This is a genomic window from Mesorhizobium sp. U510 (assembly GCF_059180695.1).
In genome coordinates this window covers 4333658-4356443 of record NZ_CP180532.1, presented here as the reverse complement: position 1 = coordinate 4356443, position 22786 = coordinate 4333658, and the positions used below count along the sequence as shown (strand labels likewise).

Annotated in this window: 22 protein-coding genes, 1 tRNA gene and 1 pseudogene; 7 read left to right on the top strand and 17 right to left on the bottom strand. The window is 61.2% G+C overall.

Annotated features, from left to right (window positions below; all coding sequences use genetic code 11):
- Nucleotides 1-31: 31 nt before the first annotated feature.
- The 12 genes from rpoC to tuf form a co-directional block, all read right to left on the bottom strand.
- A complete protein-coding gene (rpoC, locus tag ACLGL5_RS22840; RefSeq protein ID WP_027046808.1) occupies nucleotides 32-4228 on the bottom strand; it encodes a DNA-directed RNA polymerase subunit beta' in 4197 nt (1398 codons plus the stop codon).
- Between the two features lie 131 nt (nucleotides 4229-4359).
- The gene (gene rpoB / locus ACLGL5_RS22835) at nucleotides 4360-8496 is read right to left on the bottom strand and encodes a DNA-directed RNA polymerase subunit beta (RefSeq protein ID WP_010909266.1); all 4137 of its coding nucleotides are present in this window, start codon (nucleotides 8494-8496) and stop codon (nucleotides 4360-4362) included.
- A gap of 251 nt (nucleotides 8497-8747) precedes the next feature.
- On the bottom strand, nucleotides 8748-9125 hold the full coding sequence (rplL, locus tag ACLGL5_RS22830) for a 50S ribosomal protein L7/L12 (protein WP_010909265.1): 378 nt from the start codon (nucleotides 9123-9125) through the stop codon (nucleotides 8748-8750).
- 54 nt (nucleotides 9126-9179) lie between these two features.
- A complete protein-coding gene (rplJ, locus tag ACLGL5_RS22825) occupies nucleotides 9180-9698 on the bottom strand; it encodes a 50S ribosomal protein L10 (protein ID WP_019857958.1) in 519 nt (172 codons plus the stop codon).
- A gap of 393 nt (nucleotides 9699-10091) precedes the next feature.
- Nucleotides 10092-10790: a 50S ribosomal protein L1 gene (gene rplA, locus ACLGL5_RS22820; RefSeq protein ID WP_010909263.1), complete on the bottom strand. Its 699-nt coding sequence runs from the start codon at nucleotides 10788-10790 to the stop codon at nucleotides 10092-10094.
- Between the two features lie 4 nt (nucleotides 10791-10794).
- Nucleotides 10795-11223: a 50S ribosomal protein L11 gene (gene rplK, locus ACLGL5_RS22815; protein WP_010909262.1), complete on the bottom strand. Its 429-nt coding sequence runs from the start codon at nucleotides 11221-11223 to the stop codon at nucleotides 10795-10797.
- A gap of 171 nt (nucleotides 11224-11394) precedes the next feature.
- A complete protein-coding gene (nusG, locus tag ACLGL5_RS22810; RefSeq protein WP_010909261.1) occupies nucleotides 11395-11922 on the bottom strand; it encodes a transcription termination/antitermination protein NusG in 528 nt (175 codons plus the stop codon).
- A gap of 29 nt (nucleotides 11923-11951) precedes the next feature.
- Entirely contained in the window at nucleotides 11952-12155 is a 204-nt protein-coding gene (gene secE / locus ACLGL5_RS22805; protein WP_010909260.1) for a preprotein translocase subunit SecE, read from the bottom strand.
- A 362-nt stretch (nucleotides 12156-12517) separates the two neighbouring features.
- A tRNA-Trp gene (locus tag ACLGL5_RS22800) sits at nucleotides 12518-12593 on the bottom strand.
- Nucleotides 12594-12822: 229 nt separating this feature from the next.
- Nucleotides 12823-13305, bottom strand: a complete 483-nt coding sequence (locus ACLGL5_RS22795) for a group II truncated hemoglobin (RefSeq protein WP_069092109.1) — start codon at nucleotides 13303-13305, stop codon at nucleotides 12823-12825.
- A gap of 101 nt (nucleotides 13306-13406) precedes the next feature.
- The gene (locus tag ACLGL5_RS22790; protein WP_245307139.1) at nucleotides 13407-15011 is read right to left on the bottom strand and encodes a COG3904 family protein; all 1605 of its coding nucleotides are present in this window, start codon (nucleotides 15009-15011) and stop codon (nucleotides 13407-13409) included.
- Nucleotides 15012-15226: 215 nt separating this feature from the next.
- Nucleotides 15227-16402, bottom strand: coding sequence for an elongation factor Tu (gene tuf / locus ACLGL5_RS22785; protein ID WP_010909256.1), 1176 nt, complete (start codon nucleotides 16400-16402; stop codon nucleotides 15227-15229).
- Nucleotides 16403-16696: 294 nt separating this feature from the next.
- On the opposite strand from tuf, the gene ACLGL5_RS22780 reads away from it, so the two are divergent.
- Together ACLGL5_RS22780 and ACLGL5_RS22775 are read left to right on the top strand one after the other, a co-directional pair.
- The gene (locus ACLGL5_RS22780; protein ID WP_069092107.1) at nucleotides 16697-17584 is read left to right on the top strand and encodes a DMT family transporter; all 888 of its coding nucleotides are present in this window, start codon (nucleotides 16697-16699) and stop codon (nucleotides 17582-17584) included.
- Between the two features lie 110 nt (nucleotides 17585-17694).
- The gene (locus tag ACLGL5_RS22775) at nucleotides 17695-17832 is read left to right on the top strand and encodes a hypothetical protein (protein ID WP_167470477.1); all 138 of its coding nucleotides are present in this window, start codon (nucleotides 17695-17697) and stop codon (nucleotides 17830-17832) included.
- Between the two features lie 62 nt (nucleotides 17833-17894).
- Here ACLGL5_RS22775 and ACLGL5_RS22770 read toward each other — a convergent pair whose 3' ends face one another.
- Nucleotides 17895-18152, bottom strand: coding sequence for a GlsB/YeaQ/YmgE family stress response membrane protein (locus ACLGL5_RS22770; protein WP_019857949.1), 258 nt, complete (start codon nucleotides 18150-18152; stop codon nucleotides 17895-17897).
- 130 nt (nucleotides 18153-18282) lie between these two features.
- Here ACLGL5_RS22770 and ACLGL5_RS22765 point away from each other — a divergent pair, with 130 nt between their 5' ends.
- Entirely contained in the window at nucleotides 18283-18732 is a 450-nt protein-coding gene (locus ACLGL5_RS22765) for a YidB family protein (RefSeq protein WP_019857948.1), read from the top strand.
- A 221-nt stretch (nucleotides 18733-18953) separates the two neighbouring features.
- Here ACLGL5_RS22765 and ACLGL5_RS22760 read toward each other — a convergent pair whose 3' ends face one another.
- From ACLGL5_RS22760 to ACLGL5_RS22745, 4 genes are all read right to left on the bottom strand, one after another.
- Entirely contained in the window at nucleotides 18954-19589 is a 636-nt protein-coding gene (locus ACLGL5_RS22760; RefSeq protein WP_171903289.1) for a S1 family peptidase, read from the bottom strand.
- 248 nt (nucleotides 19590-19837) lie between these two features.
- The gene (locus ACLGL5_RS22755) at nucleotides 19838-20326 is read right to left on the bottom strand and encodes a DUF4145 domain-containing protein (protein ID WP_171903288.1); all 489 of its coding nucleotides are present in this window, start codon (nucleotides 20324-20326) and stop codon (nucleotides 19838-19840) included.
- 392 nt (nucleotides 20327-20718) lie between these two features.
- Nucleotides 20719-21090, bottom strand: a complete 372-nt coding sequence (locus tag ACLGL5_RS22750) for a hypothetical protein (RefSeq protein WP_069092104.1) — start codon at nucleotides 21088-21090, stop codon at nucleotides 20719-20721.
- On the bottom strand, nucleotides 21083-21376 hold the full coding sequence (locus ACLGL5_RS22745) for a hypothetical protein (RefSeq protein ID WP_069092103.1): 294 nt from the start codon (nucleotides 21374-21376) through the stop codon (nucleotides 21083-21085). The genes ACLGL5_RS22750 and ACLGL5_RS22745 overlap by 8 nt, the downstream gene beginning before the upstream one ends.
- Nucleotides 21377-21502: 126 nt before the next feature.
- On the opposite strand from ACLGL5_RS22745, the gene ACLGL5_RS22740 reads away from it, so the two are divergent.
- The 4 genes and pseudogenes from ACLGL5_RS22740 to ACLGL5_RS22725 all read left to right on the top strand — a co-directional run.
- Nucleotides 21503-22195, top strand: coding sequence for an SOS response-associated peptidase (locus tag ACLGL5_RS22740; protein WP_494372769.1), 693 nt, complete (start codon nucleotides 21503-21505; stop codon nucleotides 22193-22195).
- Nucleotides 22192-22392, top strand: coding sequence for a hypothetical protein (locus tag ACLGL5_RS22735; protein WP_069092101.1), 201 nt, complete (start codon nucleotides 22192-22194; stop codon nucleotides 22390-22392). Before ACLGL5_RS22740 ends, ACLGL5_RS22735 begins: the two co-directional genes overlap by 4 nt.
- Complete coding sequence (locus ACLGL5_RS22730; RefSeq protein WP_069092100.1) at nucleotides 22389-22634, top strand: hypothetical protein; 246 nt, start codon at nucleotides 22389-22391, stop codon at nucleotides 22632-22634. Before ACLGL5_RS22735 ends, ACLGL5_RS22730 begins: the two co-directional genes overlap by 4 nt.
- Before the next feature lie 36 nt (nucleotides 22635-22670).
- Nucleotides 22671-22781 (top strand): annotated as a pseudogene (locus ACLGL5_RS22725) (hypothetical protein); the annotation flags it as partial.
- Nucleotides 22782-22786: the final 5 nt, after the last annotated feature.

Sequence of the window (22786 nt, the reverse complement as noted above, 5' to 3'; positions counted from 1 at the left end):
CCTTGTTGCCTGAGATTTCTTGCCGCCGCGCTTACTGCGCGGCGGTTGTCATATCGGCCAGCATCGGCTCGGCGATTTCCACACCGGAGGCCTTGCGGCGCTCGTCGATGATGAGTTCGTCGCGCGAGGTGGCGATGCGCCGGATCTGGCTCATCGTGCCGCCCGTACCGGCCGGGATCAGCCGGCCGACGATGACGTTTTCCTTCAAGCCCTGCAGCATGTCGGTCTTGCCGGCAACCGCGGCCTCCGTCAGCACCCTGGTCGTCTCCTGGAAGGAGGCGGCCGAGATGAAGGATGGCGTCTGCAGCGAGGCCTTGGTGATGCCCAGCAGCACCGGCTGACCTTCGGCCGGCTTCTTGCCGTCCTCGATCAGGCGCTCGTTGACCTCTTCCAGTTCGATCACGTCGACGTGGTCGCCCGGAATGTAGGTCGAGTCGCCCTGCGTGGTGATCTCGACCTTCTGCAGCATCTGGCGAACGATCACCTCGATGTGCTTGTCGTTGATCGACACGCCCTGCAGGCGGTAAACTTCCTGGATTTCGTTGACGAGGTAGGAAGCAAGTGCCTCCACGCCCTTGATCGCCAGGATGTCGTGCGGCGCCGGATTGCCGTCGAGGATGTAGTCGCCCTTCTCGATGACGTCGCCGTCCTGGAGGTGGAACGGCTTGCCCTTCGGGATCAGGTATTCGACCGGCTCGAGCGTCGAGTCATGCGGCTCGATGATGATGCGGCGCTTGTTCTTGTAGTCGCGGCCGAAGCGGATCGTGCCATCTATCTCGGCGATGATGGCGTGATCCTTCGGACGACGGGCCTCGAACAGTTCGGCAACACGCGGCAGACCGCCGGTGATGTCCTTGGTCTTGGCGCTTTCCATCGGAATACGCGCCAGCACGTCGCCGGGACGAACCTGCGCACCTGGCTCGACCGAGAGAATGGCCTCGACCGAGAGCAGGAAGCGGGCATCGCCACCCTTCGACAGCTTGCCGACCTTGCCCTTGGCGTCCTGAACGACGATCGCCGGCTTCAGATCGTTGCCGCGCGGCGTCGAACGCCAGTCGATGACCTCACGCTTGGTGATGCCGGTCGACTCGTCGGCCGTTTCCTGGACGGAAATGCCGTCGACCAGATCCTCGAACGCCACCTTGCCCTCGATTTCGGTGAGGATCGGGCGGGTGTAGGGATCCCACTCGGCGATACGCTGGCCGCGCTTCACCTTGTCGCCATCGTCCACGAAGATACGCGAACCATAGGTGACACGGTGCGTGGCACGCTCCTTGCCGGCCTCGTCGAGGATCAGCACCGCCATGTTGCGGCCCATGACCATCTGCTGGCCGTCGGAATTGCGCACCACGTTGCGGTTGCGGATTTCGACCTTGCCCTCATAGGAGGCTTCAAGGAACGAACTATCCACCACCTGCGCGGTACCCCCCATGTGGAAGGTACGCATGGTGAGCTGGGTGCCCGGCTCGCCGATCGACTGCGCCGCGATGACGCCGACGGCTTCACCCTGGTTGACCGGGGTGCCGCGCGCCAGATCGCGTCCGTAGCAGACCGCGCACACGCCGACCCTGACCTCGCAGGTCAGTGCCGAGCGGATGCGGACCGACTGGACGCCGGCCTTTTCGATCTGCTCCACGTCACGCTCGTCCATCAGCGTTCCGGCCTTGACCAGCAGGTCACCGGTCACCGGATGGTTGATGTCATCGAGCGCGGTGCGGCCCAGCACGCGCTGGCCGACCGAAGCGACGACCTGACCGGCATCGACGATCGGCTGCATGGTGAGGCCCTTGTCGGTGCCGCAATCCACGGAGTTGACGATGCAGTCCTGCGCCACGTCGACCAGACGACGGGTGAGGTAACCCGAGTTCGCCGTCTTCAAGGCGGTGTCGGCCAGACCCTTGCGGGCGCCGTGGGTCGAGTTGAAGTACTCGAGCACGGTCAGGCCTTCCTTGAAGTTCGAGATGATCGGCGTCTCGATGATTTCACCCGACGGCTTGGCCATCAGGCCGCGCATGCCGGCGAGCTGACGCATCTGGGTGGGCGAGCCACGCGCACCGGAGTGCGACATCATGTAGATCGAGTTCATCGGCTTCTGACGGCCGTTGTCTTCGAACTCCACCGCCTTGATGCGGGCCATCATCTCGTCGGCGACCTTTTCGGAGCACTTGGCCCAGGCGTCGACAACCTTGTTGTACTTCTCGCCCTGCGTGATCAGGCCGTCATTGTACTGCTGCTCGTATTCCTTGGCCAAAGCCTCGGTGTCGGAGACCAGCTTGATCTTGCTGTCCGGGATCAGCATGTCGTCCTTGCCGAACGAAATGCCGGCACGGCAGGCGTGAGCGAAGCCGAGCGCCATGATGCGGTCGCAGAAAATGACCGTCTCCTTCTGACCGCAATGGCGGTAGACGGTGTCGATCATCTTGGAGATGTTCTTCTTGGTCATCTCCTGGTTGGCGGTCTCGTACGGCACATTGACGTTCTTCGGCAGAAGCTCGCCGATGATCATACGGCCAGGCGTGGTGTCATGGATCTTCGACACGACCTTGCCTTCGGCGTCGACCGTGCGGAAGCGGCCCTTGATCTTGGCGTGCAGGGTCACCGCCTTGGTCTCGAGCGCGTGCTGGAGTTCGCCCATGTCGGCAAACACCATGCCCTCGCCCGGCTCGTTCTGGTTGACGATCGAGAGATAGTAGAGACCCAGAACCATGTCCTGCGACGGCACGATGATCGGCGCGCCGGAAGCCGGGTGCAGGATGTTGTTGGTCGACATCATCAGCACGCGGGCTTCAAGCTGCGCTTCCAGGGACAGCGGCACGTGGACCGCCATCTGGTCGCCGTCGAAGTCGGCGTTGAAGGCCGTGCAGACCAGCGGGTGCAGCTGGATCGCCTTGCCTTCGATCAGGATCGGCTCGAACGCCTGGATGCCGAGGCGGTGCAGCGTCGGCGCACGGTTCAACAGAACCGGGTGCTCGCGGATGACCTCGTCGAGAATATCCCAGACTTCCGGACGCTCCTTCTCGACCAGCTTCTTGGCCTGCTTGACGGTCGAGGAGTAACCCTTGGCGTCGAGACGGGCGTAGATGAAGGGCTTGAACAGTTCGAGCGCCATCTTCTTCGGCAGGCCGCACTGGTGCAGCTTGAGCTCCGGACCGGTGACAATGACCGAGCGGCCGGAATAGTCGACGCGCTTGCCGAGCAGGTTCTGGCGGAACCGTCCCTGCTTGCCCTTCAACATGTCGGACAGCGACTTCAGCGGACGCTTGTTGGCGCCGGTGATGACGCGGCCGCGACGGCCGTTGTCGAACAGTGCGTCGACGGCTTCCTGCAGCATGCGCTTTTCATTGCGCACGATGATGCCGGGAGCGCGCAGCTCGATCAGCCGCTTCAGACGGTTGTTGCGGTTGATGACGCGGCGATAGAGATCGTTCAGGTCAGACGTCGCGAAACGTCCCCCATCCAGCGGAACCAGCGGGCGCAGGTCCGGCGGGATAACCGGAACCACCTTCATGATCATCCATTCCGGACGGTTGCCGGATTCCATGAAGTTCTCGACGACCTTGAGCCGCTTCAAATACTTCTTCTGCTTCAGCTCGGACGTGGTCGAAGCCAGCTCCGAACGCAGGTCGCCGGCGATCTTCTCCAGATCCATGCCGGCCAGAAGGTCATGAATGGCCTCGGCGCCGATCATGGCAGTGAAGGAGTCCTCGCCATACTCGTCGACGGCGATCATGTACTCTTCCTCGCTGAGCAGCTGGTGCTCCTTCAGCGCGGTGAGGCCAGGCTCGGTGACGATGTAGTTCTCGAAGTAGAGGACGCGCTCGATATCCTTCAGCGTCATGTCGAGCAGCGTGCCGATGCGCGAAGGCAGCGACTTCAGGAACCAGATGTGAGCGACGGGAGCGGCGAGCTCGATATGGCCCATGCGCTCGCGGCGGACGCGCGACAGCGTGACTTCGACGCCGCACTTCTCGCAGATGACGCCCTTGTACTTCATGCGCTTGTACTTGCCGCACAGGCACTCGTAGTCCTTGATCGGGCCAAAAATGCGCGCGCAGAACAGACCGTCACGCTCCGGCTTGAAGGTGCGGTAGTTGATGGTCTCCGGCTTCTTGATCTCGCCGAACGACCAGGACAGAATCTTCTCAGGGCTGGCCAGTGAGATCCGGATGGAATCGAACACCTGCGCAGGCGCCTGCGGATTGAAGAGATTCATGACCTCTTGGTTCATGCCGTTCTCCTTTTCGGGGTCCTCGAAAACCCCTTGCATCTAGTCGCGGGCCAAACGCCCGCCGTCTTTGTCGGCCACCGGCCGTCGAATTCCTTTGGCGCGCCGCAACTTCGTGCGGCGCGCTGTAGCCTTTACTCAGCCGCGTCGGGCAGCCGAACCGGGGCGTCGTCGAGCTTGGTGTTCTCCAGCTCGACATTGAGGCCGAGAGACCGCATTTCCTTGACGAGCACGTTGAAGCTCTCCGGAATGCCGGCCTCGAACGTGTCGTCGCCGCGCACGATCGCCTCGTAGACCTTGGTGCGGCCGGCGACGTCGTCCGACTTCACCGTCAGCATTTCCTGCAGCGTGTAGGCGGCGCCGTAGGCTTCCAGCGCCCAGACCTCCATTTCGCCGAAGCGCTGGCCACCGAACTGCGCCTTGCCGCCCAGCGGCTGCTGGGTGACGAGCGAGTACGGACCGATCGAACGCGCGTGGATCTTGTCGTCCACGAGGTGGTGAAGCTTGAGCATGTAGATATAGCCCATCGTCACCTTGCGATCGAACGGCTCGCCCGTGCGTCCGTCATAGAGCTGCGACTGACCGCTGGTGTGCAGGCCCGCCTGCTCCAGCATGATGTTGATGTCAGCCTCGTGGGCACCGTCGAACACCGGGGTCGCGATCGAGACGCCGCGGCGCATCTGTTCGCTGAGGCGAACAATGCTCTCGTCGTCATACTCGCGGATCGGCTCGTTACGGTCATTGGCCGGCATGAAGCTCTCGAGCGTCTTGCGCAGCGGCTTGATGTCGCCGGCGGCCTTGTACGTGTCGATCAGCTCGCCGATCTTCTTGCCCATGCCCGCGCAGGCCCAGCCCAGATGCGTTTCCAGGATCTGGCCGACATTCATGCGGCTCGGCACACCCAGCGGGTTGAGCACGATATCGGCATGCGTGCCGTCCTCGAGGAAAGGCATGTCCTCGACCGGAACGATGCGTGACACGACACCCTTGTTGCCGTGACGGCCGGCCATCTTGTCGCCCGGCTGCATCTTGCGCTTCACCGCCACGAAGACCTTGACCATCTTCATGACGCCCGGAGGCATTTCGTCGCCGCGCTGCACCTTCTCGACCTTGTCCATGAAGCGCTGCTCGAGCGCCTTCTTGGAGTCGTCGTACTGGCCACGCAGGGCTTCCAGTTCGCTCTGGAGCTTTTCGTTCTCCACGGCGAACTGCCACCATTGCGAACGCGGATACTCGTCGAGCGTGTCCTTGGACAGCGTCGAGCCCTTCTTGAAGCCCTTCGGTCCAGCGATCGCTTCCTTGCCGACGAGCACGTCGGAAAGACGCGCGTAGACGTTGCGGTCCAGGATGGCCTGCTCGTCGTCGCGGTCCTTGGCGAGGCGTTCGATCTCCTCGCGCTCGATCGCCATGGCGCGCTCGTCCTTCTCCACACCGTGGCGATTGAACACGCGCACCTCGACGACGGTGCCGAAAGTGCCCGGAGGCATGCGCATCGAGGTGTCGCGCACGTCGGAAGCCTTTTCGCCGAAGATGGCGCGCAGAAGCTTCTCTTCCGGCGTCATCGGGCTTTCGCCCTTCGGCGTGATCTTGCCGACCAGGATGTCGCCCGGCTGCACTTCCGCACCGATATAGACGATGCCGGCTTCGTCGAGGTTCTTCAGCGCTTCTTCTGAAACGTTCGGAATGTCGCGCGTGATTTCCTCCGGACCGAGCTTGGTATCGCGCGCCATGACCTCGAACTCCTCGATGTGGATCGAGGTGAAGACGTCGTCGGCCACGATGCGCTCGGAGAGCAGGATCGAGTCCTCGTAGTTGTAGCCGTTCCACGGCATGAACGCGACCAGCACGTTGCGGCCGAGCGCCAGATCGCCGAGCTCGGTCGACGGGCCGTCGGCGATGATGTCGCCCTTGTTGACCCGGTCACCCATGCGCACCAGCGGACGCTGGTTGATGCAGGTGTTCTGGTTCGAACGCTGGAACTTCATCAGCCGGTAGATGTCGACGCCGGACTTGCCCGGATCGAGATCTTCCGTCGCGCGGATGACGATACGCGTCGCGTCCACCTGGTCGACGATGCCGCCGCGGCGGGCGCCGATGGCGGCGCCCGAGTCACGGGCGACGATCGGCTCCATGCCGGTGCCGACGAACGGCGCCTCGGCGCGCACCAGCGGCACGGCCTGACGCTGCATGTTCGAGCCCATCAGAGCGCGGTTGGCGTCGTCGTTTTCCAGGAACGGGATCAGGGCCGCGGCTACCGACACCATCTGCTTGGGCGACACGTCCATCAGGTCGACGTTTTCGCGCGGCGCCATCATCACTTCACCGGCACTGCGGCAAATGACGAACTCGTCGACGAAGCCGCCATTCTTGTCGAGCTCGGCATTTGCCTGCGCGACATGGTGCTTGGCTTCTTCCATCGCCGAGAGATAGACGACGTCATTGGTCAGCTTGCCGTCGACGATCTTGCGGTACGGGCTCTCGATGAAGCCGTACTTGTTGACGCGTGCGAAGGTGGCCAGCGAGTTGATCAGACCGATATTCGGGCCTTCCGGCGTTTCGATCGGGCAGATACGGCCGTAATGCGTAGGGTGCACGTCGCGCACTTCGAAACCGGCGCGCTCGCGGGTCAGACCGCCCGGTCCAAGCGCCGAAAGACGACGCTTGTGGGTGATCTCCGACAGCGGGTTGGTCTGGTCCATGAACTGCGACAGCTGCGAGGAACCGAAGAACTCGCGCACGGCGGCGGCCGCCGGCTTGGCGTTGATCAGGTCCTGCGGCATCACCGTGTCGATCTCGATCGAGGACATACGCTCCTTGATCGCGCGCTCCATGCGCAGCAGGCCGACGCGGTACTGGTTCTCCATCAGCTCGCCGACGGAACGCACGCGGCGGTTGCCGAGATTGTCGATGTCGTCGATCTCGCCCTTGCCGTCGCGCAGTTCGACCAGCGTCTTGACCACGGCCAGGATGTCTTCCTTGCGCAGCACGCGCACGGTGTCCTCGGCCTTGAGCTCGAGGCGCATGTTCATCTTGACGCGGCCGACAGCCGACAGGTCGTAGCGCTCGCTGTCGAAGAACAGCGAGTTGAACATGGCTTCGGCGGTCTCGAGCGTCGGCGGCTCGCCGGGGCGCATGACACGATAGATGTCGAACAGCGCGTCCTGGCGGCTCTCGTTCTTGTCGACGTTGAGCGTGTTTCTGATGTAGGCGCCGACATTGACGTGGTCGATGTCGAGAACCTTGATCTCCTGCTCGCCGGTGCCAAGCAGCACCTTCAGGGTCTTCTCGTCGATCTCGTCACCGGCTTCGAGGAAGATCTCGCCGGTGGCATAATTGACGATGTCCTCGGCCAGGTAGTTGCCGAGCAGATCCTCGTCGGTCGCCTTGATCGCCTTCAGGCCCTTTTCGCCGAGCTGGCGCGCCTGACGGGCGGTGATCTTCTTGCCGGCCTCGACAACGATCTCGCCCGTATCGGCGTCGACCAGGTCGCCGACGGCCTTGAGGCCGCGGAAACGCTCGACGTTGAACGGAATGCGCCAGTGGTCGCCGGCGCGGACATAGGTGATCTTGTTGTAGAAGGTCGACAGGATCTCTTCGCCATCCATGCCGAGCGCCATCAACAGCGACGTCACCGGAATCTTGCGGCGGCGGTCGATGCGGGCGTGCACGACGTCCTTGGAATCGAACTCGATGTCGAGCCACGAGCCGCGATAGGGAATGACGCGCGCGGCAAACAGAAGCTTGCCCGACGAGTGCGACTTGCCCTTGTCGTGGTCGAAGAAGACGCCCGGCGAACGGTGCATCTGCGAGACGATGACGCGCTCGGTGCCGTTGACGATGAAGGTGCCGTTCAAGGTCATGAGCGGCATGTCGCCCATGTAGACGTCCTGCTCCTTGATGTCCTTGATCGACTTGGCGCCAGTATCCTCGTCGATATCGAACACGATGAGGCGCAGCGTCACTTTCAGCGGCGCGGCATAGGTCAGGTCGCGCTGACGGCATTCGTCAACGTCGAATTTCGGTCCTTCGAACTCGTACTTCACGAACTCCAGCATCGAGGAGCCGGAAAAATCGGAGATCGGGAAGACCGACTTGAAAACAGCCTGCAGTCCCTCGTCCGGACGGCCGCCCTTGGGCTCGTCCACCATCAGGAACTGGTCATAGGATGCCTTCTGAACCTCGATCAGGTTCGGCATCTCCGCAACTTCCGGAATCTTTCCGAAGAACTTGCGTACGCGTCTGCGGCCATTGAAAGTCTGGGTCTGGGCCATCGTCGCTCCTTAGCTCTAAACTCGGGACGGACCTCGCCGCGGTCCGCCTTGCATACCGAGCCGCCTGGGCGGCGGCTCTCTGTCTGTTCTCCGTTCGCCTTTCGGCGGCCGGCTAAAACGGGAGAAAACCCGTTTCCTGAAGGCCGGTTTTCGGCCCTCAGGAAAGAGGTTCTCGTACATCTCGCGCTACGCGTCCTCCCTCCAGGCGAAGGGAGTGGCGGACGGCGCGAGGCCGCCCGCCGCTTTTACGCTTACTTCAGGTCGACCTTGGCGCCGGCTGCTTCCAGCTGGGCCTTGAACTTGTCGGCGTCGGCCTTGGAAACGCCTTCCTTGACCGGCTTCGGAGCCGCTTCGACCAGGTCCTTGGCTTCCTTGAGGCCAAGACCGGTGATGGCGCGGACTTCCTTGATGACGTTGATCTTCTGCGCGCCAGCGTCGGTGAGGACGACGTCGAATTCCGTCTTTTCCTCAGCCGGAGCAGCAGCAGCGGCAGCGCCGCCAGCAGCGGCAACCGCCACCGGAGCAGCAGCCGAAACGCCCCACTTTTCTTCCAGAAGCTTCGACAGCTCGGCCGCCTCGAGGACGGTCAGCTTCGAAAGGTCGTCTACGATCTTTGCGAGATCAGCCATTGTTGTATTCCTTCGTTAGGTTCGAACGTGTGTTTTTGATAGCGAGGAACGGCCTCATGCCGCCTCGTCCTTCCGGGCGTAAGCGCCGATGACGCGCGCGACCGAGGCCGCTGGCGCATTGACGATCTGGGCGATCCGGGTTGCCGGCGTGGCGATCATGCCAACCAGCCTGGCGCGCAGCTCATCGAGCGACGGAAGTGTGGCGAGTGCCTTCACACCGTCGGCATTGAGCGAGGTGGTGCCCATTGCGCCGCCGAGAATGACGAGCTTGTCATTTCCCTTGGCGAAATCGGACGCGACCTTCGGCGCCGCAATCGGATCCTCCGAATAAGCAATCAGCGTCTGTCCCTTGAACAGGTCGATGATCGATGCGGAGTCCGTGCCCTGAAGAGCGATTTTGGCGAGACGGTTCTTCGCGACTTTAACGGTGCCACCGGCGGCGCGCATTTTCGACCGAAGGTCGTTCATTTGCGCGACGGTGATACCGGCATAGTGGGCCACGACCACTGAACCTGCGTTTCCGAACGCTTCGTTCAGGCCCGTGACGAGTTCGCGTTTTTCCGCTCTGTCCACTGCCTATCTCCAGTTGACCCCAATCCCGTCAATGAGAACATCTCATTTCGAGGACAGGCGTCGGGTTGCCTTTTTGCCGGCCGGGCCATCCAGTAACGGATCTCCCGAACGACGCTCGAGGATCCTGCCCCCTTTCGCCACACCGACGGACAAGCCGGCGATGCGCAGACAAAAGGCAAACACGGTTCGAACCTTTCATTGGAGCATTCGCTCCGTTGTCGGGTCTTCACCCGTCTCATGCAGGCCCACATGAATTAAGGCTTTTGGGCCGCCTGCAATCTCGGACAGGATGTCCGGAAGCCTTTCGGCTTCCGGTACCGGGCCCAGGATAAATCCGGGGCCCGGAATTCAGTCACGGATCGGCCTTGCGGCGGCCGATCCAAATGGTCTTAATCAGGACGCTGCGAGCGTCGAGACGTCGAGCTTGAGGCCCGGGCCCATCGTCGAGGTGACCGACACCTTCTTGACGTAGTTGCCCTTAGCGCCAGCCGGCTTTGCCTTGGTCACCGCATCGGCGAAGGCGCGGATGTTCTCTTCCAGCGCCTTGACGTCGAACGAGACCTTGCCGACGCCGGCATGAACGATGCCGGCCTTCTCGACGCGGAACTCGACCGCGCCGCCCTTCGATGCCTTGACGGCGGCGGCGACGTCGGTGGTGACGGTGCCGACCTTCGGGTTCGGCATCATGCCGCGCGGGCCGAGCACCTTACCGAGACGGCCGACCAGCGGCATCATGTCCGGAGTGGCGATGCAGCGATCGAAATCGATCGTGCCCTTCTGGACGATGTCGACCAGGTCCTCCGCGCCGACGATGTCGGCGCCGGCGGCCTTGGCTTCCTCGGCCTTGTCGCCACGGGCGAACACGGCGACGCGAACCGAGCGGCCAGTGCCGTTCGGCAGGTTGACCACGCCGCGGACCATCTGGTCGGCATGGCGTGGGTCGACGCCGAGGTTCATGGCGACTTCGACGGTCTCGTCGAACTTGACCGAGGAACGGTCCTTGAGCAGCTTCAGCGCTTCACCCAGGGCATAAGCCTTGTTGGGATCGATGCCTTCGCGGGTCTTCGATACACGCTTTGCAATCTTTGCCATGATCTCAGCCCACCACTTCCAGACCCATCGAGCGGGCGGAGCCCTCGACCATGCGCATGGCCGCCTCGACGTCGTTTGCGTTCAGATCCTTCATCTTGGCGGTCGCGATTTCGCGCACCTTGTCGCGCGAAACGGTGCCAGCCTTGACCTTGCCCGGCTCCTTTGAGCCCGACTTCAGGTTCGCGGCCTTCTTCAGGAAGTAGCTCACCGGCGGCGTCTTCATGACGAAGGTGAACGACTTGTCCTGATAGTAGGTGATGACGACCGGAACCGGCGATCCCTTTTCCATTTCCTGGGTCTGCGCGTTGAACGCCTTGCAGAACTCCATGATGTTGATGCCACGCTGACCAAGCGCCGGGCCGATCGGGGGCGACGGCGTAGCCGAACCCGCGGAGACCTGAAGCTTGAGCTGGCCTGCAATTTTCTTAGCCATCTCTTTTCCTGCCTTTGTCTATGCCGGCCCCATCTCGGGAAACACCGGCGGTTGCAGTCTGGTGGTGCGGTTCGCGCGGCCGGCTAAAGCCACATTCGCCTCCCACCGTTCTCAGGCCATGCGTTTCCGCACCGCCCCCCTGATCGCCAGACCGGCATCAGGGATTTCGGATCAGCCCTTTTCGACCTGTCCGAATTCCAGATCGACAGGCACGGCGCGCCCGAAGATCGAAACTTCCACCTTGAGCCGCGCCCGCTCCTCGTCCACTTCCTGGACGAAGCCGTTGAACGACGCGAAAGGACCATCCGAAACGCGGATCGCCTCGCCGATCTCGAAAGTGACCGAGGGCTTCGGCCGCTCGACGCCTTCCTGCACCTGGTTCAGGATGCGCTGCGCTTCCGCCTCGGTGATCGGCACCGGCTTGGAGTCACCGAGAAAGCCGGTGACCTTCGGCGTGTTCTTCACGAGCGAGAACACGGCGTCGGTCAAATTGGCCTTCAGGAGCACATAGCCCGGGAAGAACTTGCGCTCGGCATCGACCTTGCGGCCACGACGAACTTCGACCACCTTCTCGGTCGGCACCACGATCTGCTCGATATCGGCGGACAGGCCCTTCTGCTTGGCCTTGTTCTCGATGTCCTCGGCGACCTTCTTTTCAAAGTTCGAATAAGCGTGGACGATGTACCAGCGCGCAGCCATTTTTTTAGACTTCTCCGTAGTCGCCGGACTTAGCGTCCAATGCCCAGAATCTGTTCGATCGCGAGGCCCATCAACTGATCGGCGCTAAAGAAAAAGATCATCGCAATCACAGCGAAGGCCAGAACCATCACCGTCGAGATCATCGTTTCGCGCCGCGACGGCCAAGTCACCTTGGCGGTCTCCGAGCGAACCTGCTGGAGAAAGACGAAAGGATTTGTGGTTTTCGAAGCCATATGCCGCTCTGTCTTCAAGACCCGTTGGCCGGGTCCCCTGGATGATCCCGCTGGCCGGGACGTGCCGCCTGAGCCCAGTCTCGCGCCGAATCAGCGCAATCATTTCGCCCATGCAAATCAGACGCGTAAAGCCGGCTTCCCAGCTCCACGCGTCGCGTGTCTGTTCTGTCTACATAAAACCGATTCTTGATCCACGCAAGTGGCAAGTGTCCGCTTTATGACCAAACGCCGCCTCGGAACCATCCAGTCGTTCCGTCCCGGCTATGGCGTCCTTATGCCCCAATCGGCCTAACATGGCAAGCGTGTCGCCGATTTTCAAAGGGCGGTCCGCGGAATCATCATTTCTGACGGCCATTTCGAAATGGCACGGGCAGCAGGGCTCGAACCTACGACCTGCGGTTTTGGAGACCGCCGCTCTACCAACTGAGCTATGCCCGTATCGTGCGCGCCTCGGCGCAGCAGGGGCTTCCTAAAAGCTTCCGCGCTCTCTGTAAAGAGTGGTTTGCACGCAAACGCGCCTTCATCCCCTTTGCCAGAAATCCGGATAGGTCACGACCAGCCCATCGCGGTCGATCTCGAGATGCTCGATGCCAGGGCCGTCCCACTCGCGCCAGCGCACGATCTTGAAATCGTCCGACATCAGTCCGCACTCCGAGGCGGCTGGAAGCTACTTTGTTTCCGGCGGCGTGTACGGCCCGCCCGGCACGCCCCAGCCCCAGGCAGGCATCGGCTCGGTTTCCGGATCGCAGGTCTCGCCTAGATTGGAGTTCATCTTGGCCAATCGGGATCCCCATTCGACATAGCCCATGAAGGCCGAGCGGAATTCGGGATCGTCCGGCAAGCCGACCTCGTCGGCTGCATCGGCGAGCAGGTTGATCCAGCGGCGGCGCTGCTCCTCGGTCAAGTGCTTGCCCAGATGATGCATGACCATCTCGCGGTGGCCGCCGAATTTCTCGCTATAGATCTTCGGTCCGCCGAACACCTCGCCGATGAAGGCCGCGACATGGGCGGGATGGTCCGGCGACATCGTCTTGAATACCGGCCCGACGACCGGGTCCTTTGCCACCTTGTCATAGAAGGTCTGCGTCAGCCGGTTCAGGGCATCGCTGCCACCGGCCCATTCATAGAGTGTCGGAACATCCCGGCTCATTATCGATCCTCCGCCAGCCCCGGCGCCACCCGCGGCGACGATAGCGGAAAGATCGAAGGCAGCTCAACCTGCCTCGATGGCCAGTTTCGGAAAGCCGCGCACTACAGCTTTGCGGGCGCTTCGGCCGCCGCGTTGGCGGGCGGCAGGCCGCGGCAATTATCGGGCCTGGGAACGGCCTTGCAAATCGTGGCGCCGGTCAGTGCGTCGACCGATTGCGGTCCGGTTGTCAGTCCCGCTTTCAGCATGATGTCCGGTTCAAGCCGGCGCTCGGCCGAACGCCCCGCGATCGCCTTGAACAGAGCGGGACCGATCGCCATCTCCTCGAGATACGCCTTGACCATCTGCTTCTGTCCCATCGGGTACAGGCTGAGCCGCGCCTGCGGACCGACAAGCCTTCTCGCGCCGCCGGCAAGCATCAGCGCGCAGGCCGTATCGCACTCCACGCCCGCATCGATGCTCAATCCGGCATAGGCACCCTCCTTGGCCAGGCAATTCCATGCCCCTGGGTCGCAATCGACGAAATCGGTCCGGCCCACGGTGACGTCGAGCCTCCTTTCGTGGATGAGCCGGCCCGCCGCCAGGGCGCCGGACAGGTCCCCTCCCCGTGAGCTGATCACGACAGGCAGGCGCCGATCGCCAAGTGTGGCGAGCAACTGGCGCAGCTTCTGCGGTGTCTGGCTCGTAATCACGCCTTCCGCCGAGATCCATTCCGGACAGTCGGGATTACACAGCGGATTGCTGCCGCGAACCACGACAAAACGCATGTCCGTGCCGGCCTTGGCGGTTTCCGGTCCAGCCGGCACGACATCCCCGGGCGTGCCCGTCGCAGCAGCCGATGGCGTCGCATTGTTTGCAGGGCTCGGTATCTCCCGGCAATTCGCGGCCGGCTGTTGCGGCGCGCACAGGCCGGCGGAGGTCAACAGATCCGCCGCGTCCCGGCTGGTCACCAGCTTCATCGCCAGCATATCGTCGAGCGTGATCTGGCGGATGTCGCTGGCCGGCGTGGCCTTCATCATTTCCAGCACGCCGTCGCCTATACCCATTTCCCTGAGATAGGCCAATAGCGTCTTCTCGACCGTCTTGCTCATCTCGTAGGTCTTGTAGCTGCCGGCATTTTTCCGGCTGACCACCTTGGTGTTGATCACCTTCTTCTTGCCGTTCACGATCCGGTAGGTGGTCCGGTAGAGCAGCTTCTCGCGCTTGTAGGTGGTGGTGATCTGATGGACGCCGAGATAGGCGAAATCTCCGACCACGCGGCGGATACCGCCGGAAAACATCAGCGGACAGGCCGAATTGCACATGGCCCCGTCGTCAAAGGCCATGCCGAAATAGCCGGCACCCTTGCCCTTGTTGTCGCTGCAATTCTTCGCCCCAGGCTGGCAGCCGGTAAACACCGTCACGCCGACGGCGATATCGAGCTTGGCCTTGCGGATCATCCTGCCAAGTGCGAGTGCGGCATCGACATTGCCGCCGGGCGAGCTGACGACGACAGGCAGTTGCCGTCCCTTCAGCGTTTTGAGCGTGCGTTTGAAGAGTGACGGCGTGCCCGCCGCGATCGTGCCTTCAGCCGATACCCATTCCGGACAATTGGGCTCGCAGCCCGGCGCATTGCTGCGCACGACGGCGAAGCGCATCGGTGGGATGTCCAGCGACTGCTCCTGGGCCCGGGCCGGCAGGACAGGCAGCACTATGGCGGTCAACAGCATGAGGCGAACCAGCGCCCGCAACCACCATGCCTTCCCATTGAAACAGCGCCCTGGAACCACTCTTTCGCCAAGCTCCCGCAATGCAACCTATACTAGTTGCCGTGATAGCGCTTGCAACAGGGTAGGCGCAGTTCCGATGTCACGCAGCGACGTAAACGAAAAGGGCGGCCCGAAGACCGCCCTTTCCTTGTCGATCCGGCTATTGCCGGTCTCGATTATTCCTTGATGGTGACGACGATGCCGGCACCGACGGTGCGGCCGCCTTCACGGATGGCGAAGCGCAGCTTCTCTTCCATGGCGATCGGCACGATCAGCTCGACATCGACCGTGATGTTGTCGCCAGGCATGACCATCTCGGTGCCAGCCGGCAGCGACACGATGCCGGTCACGTCCGTCGTGCGGAAGTAGAACTGCGGACGGTAGTTGGTGAAGAACGGCGTGTGACGGCCACCTTCGTCCTTGGTCAGGATGTAGGCCTCGGCCACGAACTTCTTGTGCGGCTTCACCGTACCGGGCTTGGCCAGAACCTGGCCGCGCTCGACACCTTCACGATCAACGCCACGCAGCAGCGCGCCGATGTTGTCGCCAGCCTGGCCCTGATCGAGCAGCTTGCGGAACATTTCCACGCCCGTGCAGGTCGTCTTGGTCGTCGGACGGATGCCGATGATTTCCAGCTCCTCGCCGACCTTGACCACGCCGCGCTCGACGCGGCCGGTCACGACCGTGCCGCGGCCCGAGATCGAGAACACGTCTTCGATCGGCATCAGGAACGGCTTGTCGAGCGGACGAACAGGCGTCGGGATGTAGGCGTCGACCTGAGCCATCAGCTCGCGGATCGCGTCCTCGCCGATCGTCTTGTTGGAATCCTCAAGCGCGGCCAGTGCCGAACCCTTGACGATCGGAATGTCGTCGCCGGGGAACTCGTTCTTCGACAGCAGCTCGCGAACCTCGAGCTCGACCAGTTCGAGCAGCTCGGCGTCGTCGACCTGGTCGACCTTGTTGAGGAACACCACGATCGACGGCACGCCGACCTGACGGGCAAGCAGGATGTGCTCGCGGGTCTGCGGCATCGGGCCGTCGGCGGCCGACACGACCAGGATCGCGCCGTCCATCTGCGCGGCACCGGTGATCATGTTCTTCACATAGTCGGCGTGGCCGGGGCAGTCGACGTGAGCGTAGTGCCGGTTGGCCGTCTCGTATTCAACGTGAGCCGTCGAGATGGTGATGCCGCGTGCCTTCTCTTCCGGCGCCGCATCGATCTGGTCGTAGCGCTTGTACTCGCCAAAATACTTCGTGATCGCCGCCGTCAGCGACGTCTTGCCATGGTCAACGTGACCAATCGTGCCGATGTTCACATGAGGCTTAGTGCGCTCGAATTTACCTTTTGCCATAGTCTCTTTCCTTGGACGGCCTTGACCTTCAGTTCAGTCGAATGCGGGGCGATTAGCGACAAAGGCCAAAAAACACAAGCGTCTTTTGGCCGGGTGCCGTCTCACTCAGTCCGAACCTGGGATCCGATTGCGGGGATATGGCGCTGATATAGGAAGGCGATGGGTGAAATGGAATGGGCGACAGGCCGATCGATCGAGGCCTGGATCGCGTGCTCTTGCCGGCCAATTCCTGTCTCGGCCACGGTCGGTTGATGGCCCATTGCGGCGGCCACCGAGGTCTGATCTCCTGACCCCATGCATTTCATCCCTGCCTCGATCCGCGGCCCGCTGTTCATGATCATCTCGACCGGGTCGTACCTGGTCAACGATACGATGATGAAACTCGCGACCGCGGGGTTGCCGTCCTACGAGGTGCTGTTCCTGCGTGGTGTGGCGGCAGCGCTCTGGGGCTTCCCGCTGTTGTTCCTGCTGGGCTACGGCAAACAGATCCCGTTGATCTTCGACGGCCATGTGCTGCGCAGGAACCTGCTCGAGCTGGCGGCGATCCTTTGCTATGTCGTGGCGCTCGCCAACATGCAGATCGCGGATTCCACGGCGCTGGGACAAATCACGCCACTGCTGATGCTGGTCGGTTCCTCGATCCTGTTTGGCGAGCGCATCGGCGGCCAGCGCATGGCGCTGATCGGGCTCGGCTTCATCGGCGCGCTGATGGTGGCGCAACCGACGATGCAAGGCATCTCCGTCTATGCGCTGCTGGCGCTCGGCAACGCCGCGCTGTCAGCCGCGCGCGACCTTGCCGGCAGGCGTGTTTCTGCAGAGGTGCCGGGGATGATCGTGGCGATTTCCGCCGTGGTGGTGGTGCTGATCGGCGCGGGCGCGGCGCATCTGGCATCCGAGCGCTGGGTGATGCCCGAAGCACGCCATTTGCTGCTGCTGGCCGGCGCCGGTCTTTTCCTGATCTTCGGCCATTTCTTCATCTTCATGGCCTATCGCGTCGGGCCGACCAGCGCGGTGGCGCCGTTCTATTACTGTTTTACCGTCTGGGCCGTCATTTCGGGCCTGCTGGTGTTCGGCCAGTTCCCCAATACTCTGGCGGTCTGCGGCATCCTGCTGGTGGTGGCCAGCGGGCTGACCATCGTGTCGCTGGACCAGCGCAAGCGCCGGCTGACCGTCGTCGCCTAGCATCGGCAGCCGAGCGCTTGTGTCCAATGTTGCGGAGGCCAGGTCGATCGTCTATTCGGCGATGTATCGTCTATCCACGACGCCATGATCAATCAGCCAAGGAGCTCCCCATGACCGATTTTGACCAGAACAAGAACTCCGACGCCGAGCACAAGGCCGCCATTCGCAAGTCGCTGATCGGTTGGGCGGTGTTCATCACCGGAACGCTGATTTTCTTCGCTGCCGCCGATGCAGTGCTGATGCCATAGGCAAGCCCGAAGCCGGTCTCGCCCCAGCAGAAATTCGAAATTTCAGACGATGCGGCCGGCGCTTAAAGCGTCCGCCTTCCGCTGAATTGGTGGTAGGCCCACAGCACAACTACCGCGCCCACCACCGCGACGATCAGGCTGGGAATGTTGAGGCCGGTGACACCCACGCCGAAGAGTTGGCTGCAGATCACGCCGCCGACAATGGCGCCGACGATGCCGAGCACGACATCCATGATCAGACCCTGGCCGGTCTTGTTGACGATCTTGCTGCCCAGGAAGCCGGCGATGGCGCCGAGAATGATCCAGCTGATGATACCCATTTTTTCCTCTCCATCCCCCGCCATCGCGACATTTTCATATGATTGTCAAAACCTCAAGCCAGCTTGAAATTCCGCCCGGATGCGCCATTGTTGAAGGTGGGCCGGGCTTGGTCGAGATGGAGGATCCACTATGGGACTTTTTGACAACGCCGTTCCCGGCGGCAACATCACCAAACCGCTGATGATCGCGCTCGGCGCGTTGCTGGTCGGAAAAATGCTGAGCGGCAGAAGTGCCGAACAGCCGGATCAGCCTCAAACGCCCGTGCCTGCCGACCCCGCCGCCAGTGACGGCGGCCTGCTCGGCGGACTGGGCGGCCTGCTCGGCAAGCTCAAGGACGCCGGCCACGGCAATGTCGCCGATTCCTGGGTCGGCACCGGGCAGAACCAGTCGATCAACGCCAACGATCTCGGCGCCGCACTCGGGCCGCAGGTCATCCGCGAGATCGCACAGCGCACCGGGCTGGACGAACAGGAATTGCTCAAGCAGCTGTCCACCGCCCTGCCCGGCATCGTCGACAAGCTGACGCCGAACGGCCAGGTGCCGCAGCAGCACCAGGTGGCTTCAGCGTTCAACAGTTGACGCGCACACCGATGCCCTGAAGCGCTGCGCGCGTTGTCGCGCAGTGTCCAGGCTTAACGATTGTGGGACGGAAATCTGGAGCGGGTAGCGGGAATCGAACCCGCATATTCAGCTTGGAAGGCTCCTAGGAACGCAACGAAATCAATGCGCCGTGTCACAACTGCTTAAATCCGTGTCACAGCTTCGGCCAGTTTTCGGCGAGCGTGTCACCCGCGAAAAGGTCACCCTGTACCCTTACTGCCCTGCGCCTCGAGAAGCTCCAACGCGATTTCAATGTTGTAGGAGTGAATAATTCCTGTGTTAACGTTTGTGGAGAATTCCGTTACAACCTCGCCGATTTTTATCTTCTCGGTGGCGGTTCTGTAGCCGCTGATGATACTCGCAATTCTAAAATCGTTTTGGTTGGGGGGTCTAAAAACTACGGGTCCACCGGAAAAGCCGGGATTGTTGTGGCCGTCTAAATATAGCAGTAAGGGGTCGAAAAGCGACGCGGTGGCTCGCTTTACAAAAGGCAAAGGGTAGCCGTCATGGGTATGAAAGTGCCCCACCCAGCCGAAGGGAAATCCCAGAAAATAGACCTCTTGGCCGTAAATCATGTCAGCTTTGCTGGCCAGGGCGGGTAGGTCTTTTGGCGTGAGCTTTGCGCCGATCTGCAAGACTGCGACGTCCAGATCACCTTCTGCCTTAGAAACCCATAAAACAGGATGCTCTACCCATTCAGAACCGCGACGAATATATATCGGATCGCCATTCTTTATTTTTGGTATCACATGAGCCGCAGTCACAAGGTATTCATTTCCATTAAAATCTATTGTGAAAGCAGTTCCTGTTCCTTGGCCATATGCGATCTGAAACACCCTGTAAATAATATTAGATGTTATCACCCCGAATCCCCCTCTCTGTCGGCTATGCGGGCTTTTAGGATAGGCCTGTCAACTTGGAAAGCTAGCCGGGACGCTGGCCGACATCTTCGGTGTAAACGAGCGTTCAAACCACGAGAATTGCGCATTCCGGGCTCTTTTACGCCGCTTGTGCCCGGATATTCCCGTCGAAACCGGCGCTGGCGAAGGTTATCTGGGCGCTTTCTGGGCGCAAGCTTAACTATTTACGTCGGGGTCGAATTGCCACCCTTATTCAAGAGCGTCGACAACTCTACTTCGAGTTCTTTGATTTTAGTAGGGAGGACGTACAGATAGGCGAAAAAGTAGTCGACTAGCTCAACCATATGCCTCGCGAGGGCTTCGCTCGGCTCGCGCTCAAGATTGAAGTGAGCGCCAAGATTTCCACCGGCGCGGACTAGGTGCGAAAGGTTCGTGAGAGGCTCTGCCAGAGTTGGATTTTTCTTCACCGTCTCGATGAGATCGTGCAGCGGAGTCCTGTCGTCAGCGTCCGGTGCGAGATATTTGAACATGCCTTCAAGTGCTCGGCGGGAGGCCGCAGCAGTGCCGGAGTAAATCCCGAAGTTGTATGAATCAATCGCCGCGATCAAAGCTCTCCGAATTGACGGGGGAATCGACTCGCTTTCTGGCGGATGAGGAAATTTCGGCCGAGCGGCCGGGTAGATGAAAATATCAATTTTATCTGCCGAAGTCACGGATTCAGGATTTACCGTCCAAATCCCTACTTGCCCCTTACATCCGGGGCAGCGACCAACACACGCCACTGAATTTATCGGTCCCGCGTCCTGATATCCTGAGCAAGTAAAAACAGCCAGCTCTCCGCAATAGGGACATATAGCACTTACCCCAGCCGGTTTGAATCTAAACGAGCTTAGCTCACCTCCTCGCGAGGCGGACGGACCCAGTTTTTGCATTACAGAATAGCCCCCACCGTATTTTGATGACGAGCGTAGGCAGAAGATCGCCCCAGATGCAAGGCGCTCATACGCGTCAACTTGGAACTAAGTGGAAAATCTCCTGGAGGGGTCAGCCTTTCGGTAGCGACATGGCTTTATGGCCTCTATTCGCAAAGTACATAATCTGCCGCCTATTTGGGATAATCGGCCTTCACCACGAGGCGCGTATACGACCGCTCTACTTGAAAAACCGCATCGTCCTTGGTTGTGCCCTCCCCTCGCAAAGAGCCTTGAAACCAGAACCACTTGCCAGCAGCCGGCCCGTGCAGCTCTTTTTTGATCCGGCCCGCATACTTGCTCTGAAACTCGGCTGAGAAGTCATATGGCACCGAGGCCCCTGCGATGAAGGTCCGTCTCCAATTCAGATGAACTCGCGCGCCGCGGTCGACAAGGCATTGGAACGCGTCTTCCTTCGTTTCGAACGTTTCCACGATCGCGCTTCCATCGACGACCTGCCAGCCGCGTTGATAGGCGGATCGGACTGTGAGGCGTTGGCTATCCACGAAACCGTTCCGTGTACCAGGTGATCTTGCCGTCGACCTTCATCGGCTTGTGGATCATGAGGCGCTTGGGCAGGTGCTCGGGATGCACTTCGAGCAGCGTGATCTTTATGTCGGGCTTGCAGCGGCTGCAGTCGAACCTCAGCTTCAGCGGGTCGGCGCCGCCGCCATAGACCATCATCAGATCGGCCGAACGGCAGTAGCGGACATTGCCACAACTGCATTCCGCTTTCACAAGCATATTGTGCCGGGTCGCCTTGCCCAGCGTGTCGATGGGATCGTGCGCCATACCTTAAAAAGAGGAACAAATTCCTGTCCGGTCAAGAGGTGCTTGACACTTTTGTTCTCATTCCGTTCACTGTCGACAGGATAGCCACACCGAAGGCTCGGGAAGCCTGTCGATCGAGGAAATGTCATGTGCGGCCGCTACACCCGATATCTGACGTGGTCGGAAATCCACCAACTCTACCGGCTCACGGCGCCGGCGGAAATCGGCCGAAATGACGAGCCGCGATACAACATCGCGCCGACGCAGGATGTTCCTTTCGTCACCGCCGGCGAGAACGGGAACCACCGCCTGCGGGAGGGGCGATGGTGGCTCGTTCCATTCTGGGCAAAGGAAATGCCCAAGGCGGCCATGTTCAACGCCAGGATTGAAGGCATCGACACCGCGCCGGCCTTCCGGGATGCGTTCAAGTCGAAACGATGCTTGATCCCGGCTGACGGCTTCTTTGAGTGGACGATCTCGCCGGCCGACGGCAAGAAGGATCCTTGGCACATCTACCTCCCCGGCCACGCTCCTTTTTCGTTTGCCGGGCTTTGGGCCCACAACTCAAATCTCGACATCACGAGTTGCACCATCATCACCGAGCCGGCCGGCGAGCCGATGAAGAACCTGCACGACCGTCAGCCGGTCATTCTCGACCAGGCCTATTACGACGCCTGGCTCGACCCGGCGACGCCGAAGGAGTACCTGAAAGACATCCTCAGTCACGACATCGACGGCCAGTTGCAGTTCAACCGTGTCGGACGCGACGTCAATTCGACCGTCGTCAACAAGCAACCGAATGACCACCCTGCCCTAGTCGGACCGATCAATCCGCTATGAGCGACGAACCCATCAAGCTTGCCGAAGGCGCGATGGCGGCGCCGCGGCAAAGTGGACGGATCGAAAATCACGTCTGCGAGTTTGACGAGTGCGGCAAGCGCGCGCCGTTCGGATTTGCAAAGCCCAGACAGCCATCGCACTGGTTCTGTTTCGAGCACCGCGAACACGGCGACAGGCATTTGGCGGGAGTGAGATGATTAGTCGACCAAAAGAAGCGGGCGAATATCCAGACCGTGTCATCGACTGCCAGGAGGCGATGGAGCCCGGCTTTCAAGCCATAGTCGACTGCATGCTGGAGGCCGGCTGGTCGCGCGGCGAAACTCTGCGGTCACTAAAGCGGCTGATCGCGGCCGATAATATGACCCAAAAAGAAAATGCAAGGACGGAAGCACAGCTTGCGATCGCTCGGGCCATGATGCGCGCCGGCAAGCCTTTTTAGGGATATCCTCTCGGGGGCTCGGGAACCTATGCCCAGCTCGCGGAATACCTGGCGGCTATGGTCATTCACGAAACGGAGCCGAAACTCAATGGTCGGGGTGGGTTTACCGCCGCGCTCCTTCATCAGTGTCTAAGGCGATCCAGGTGACAGAA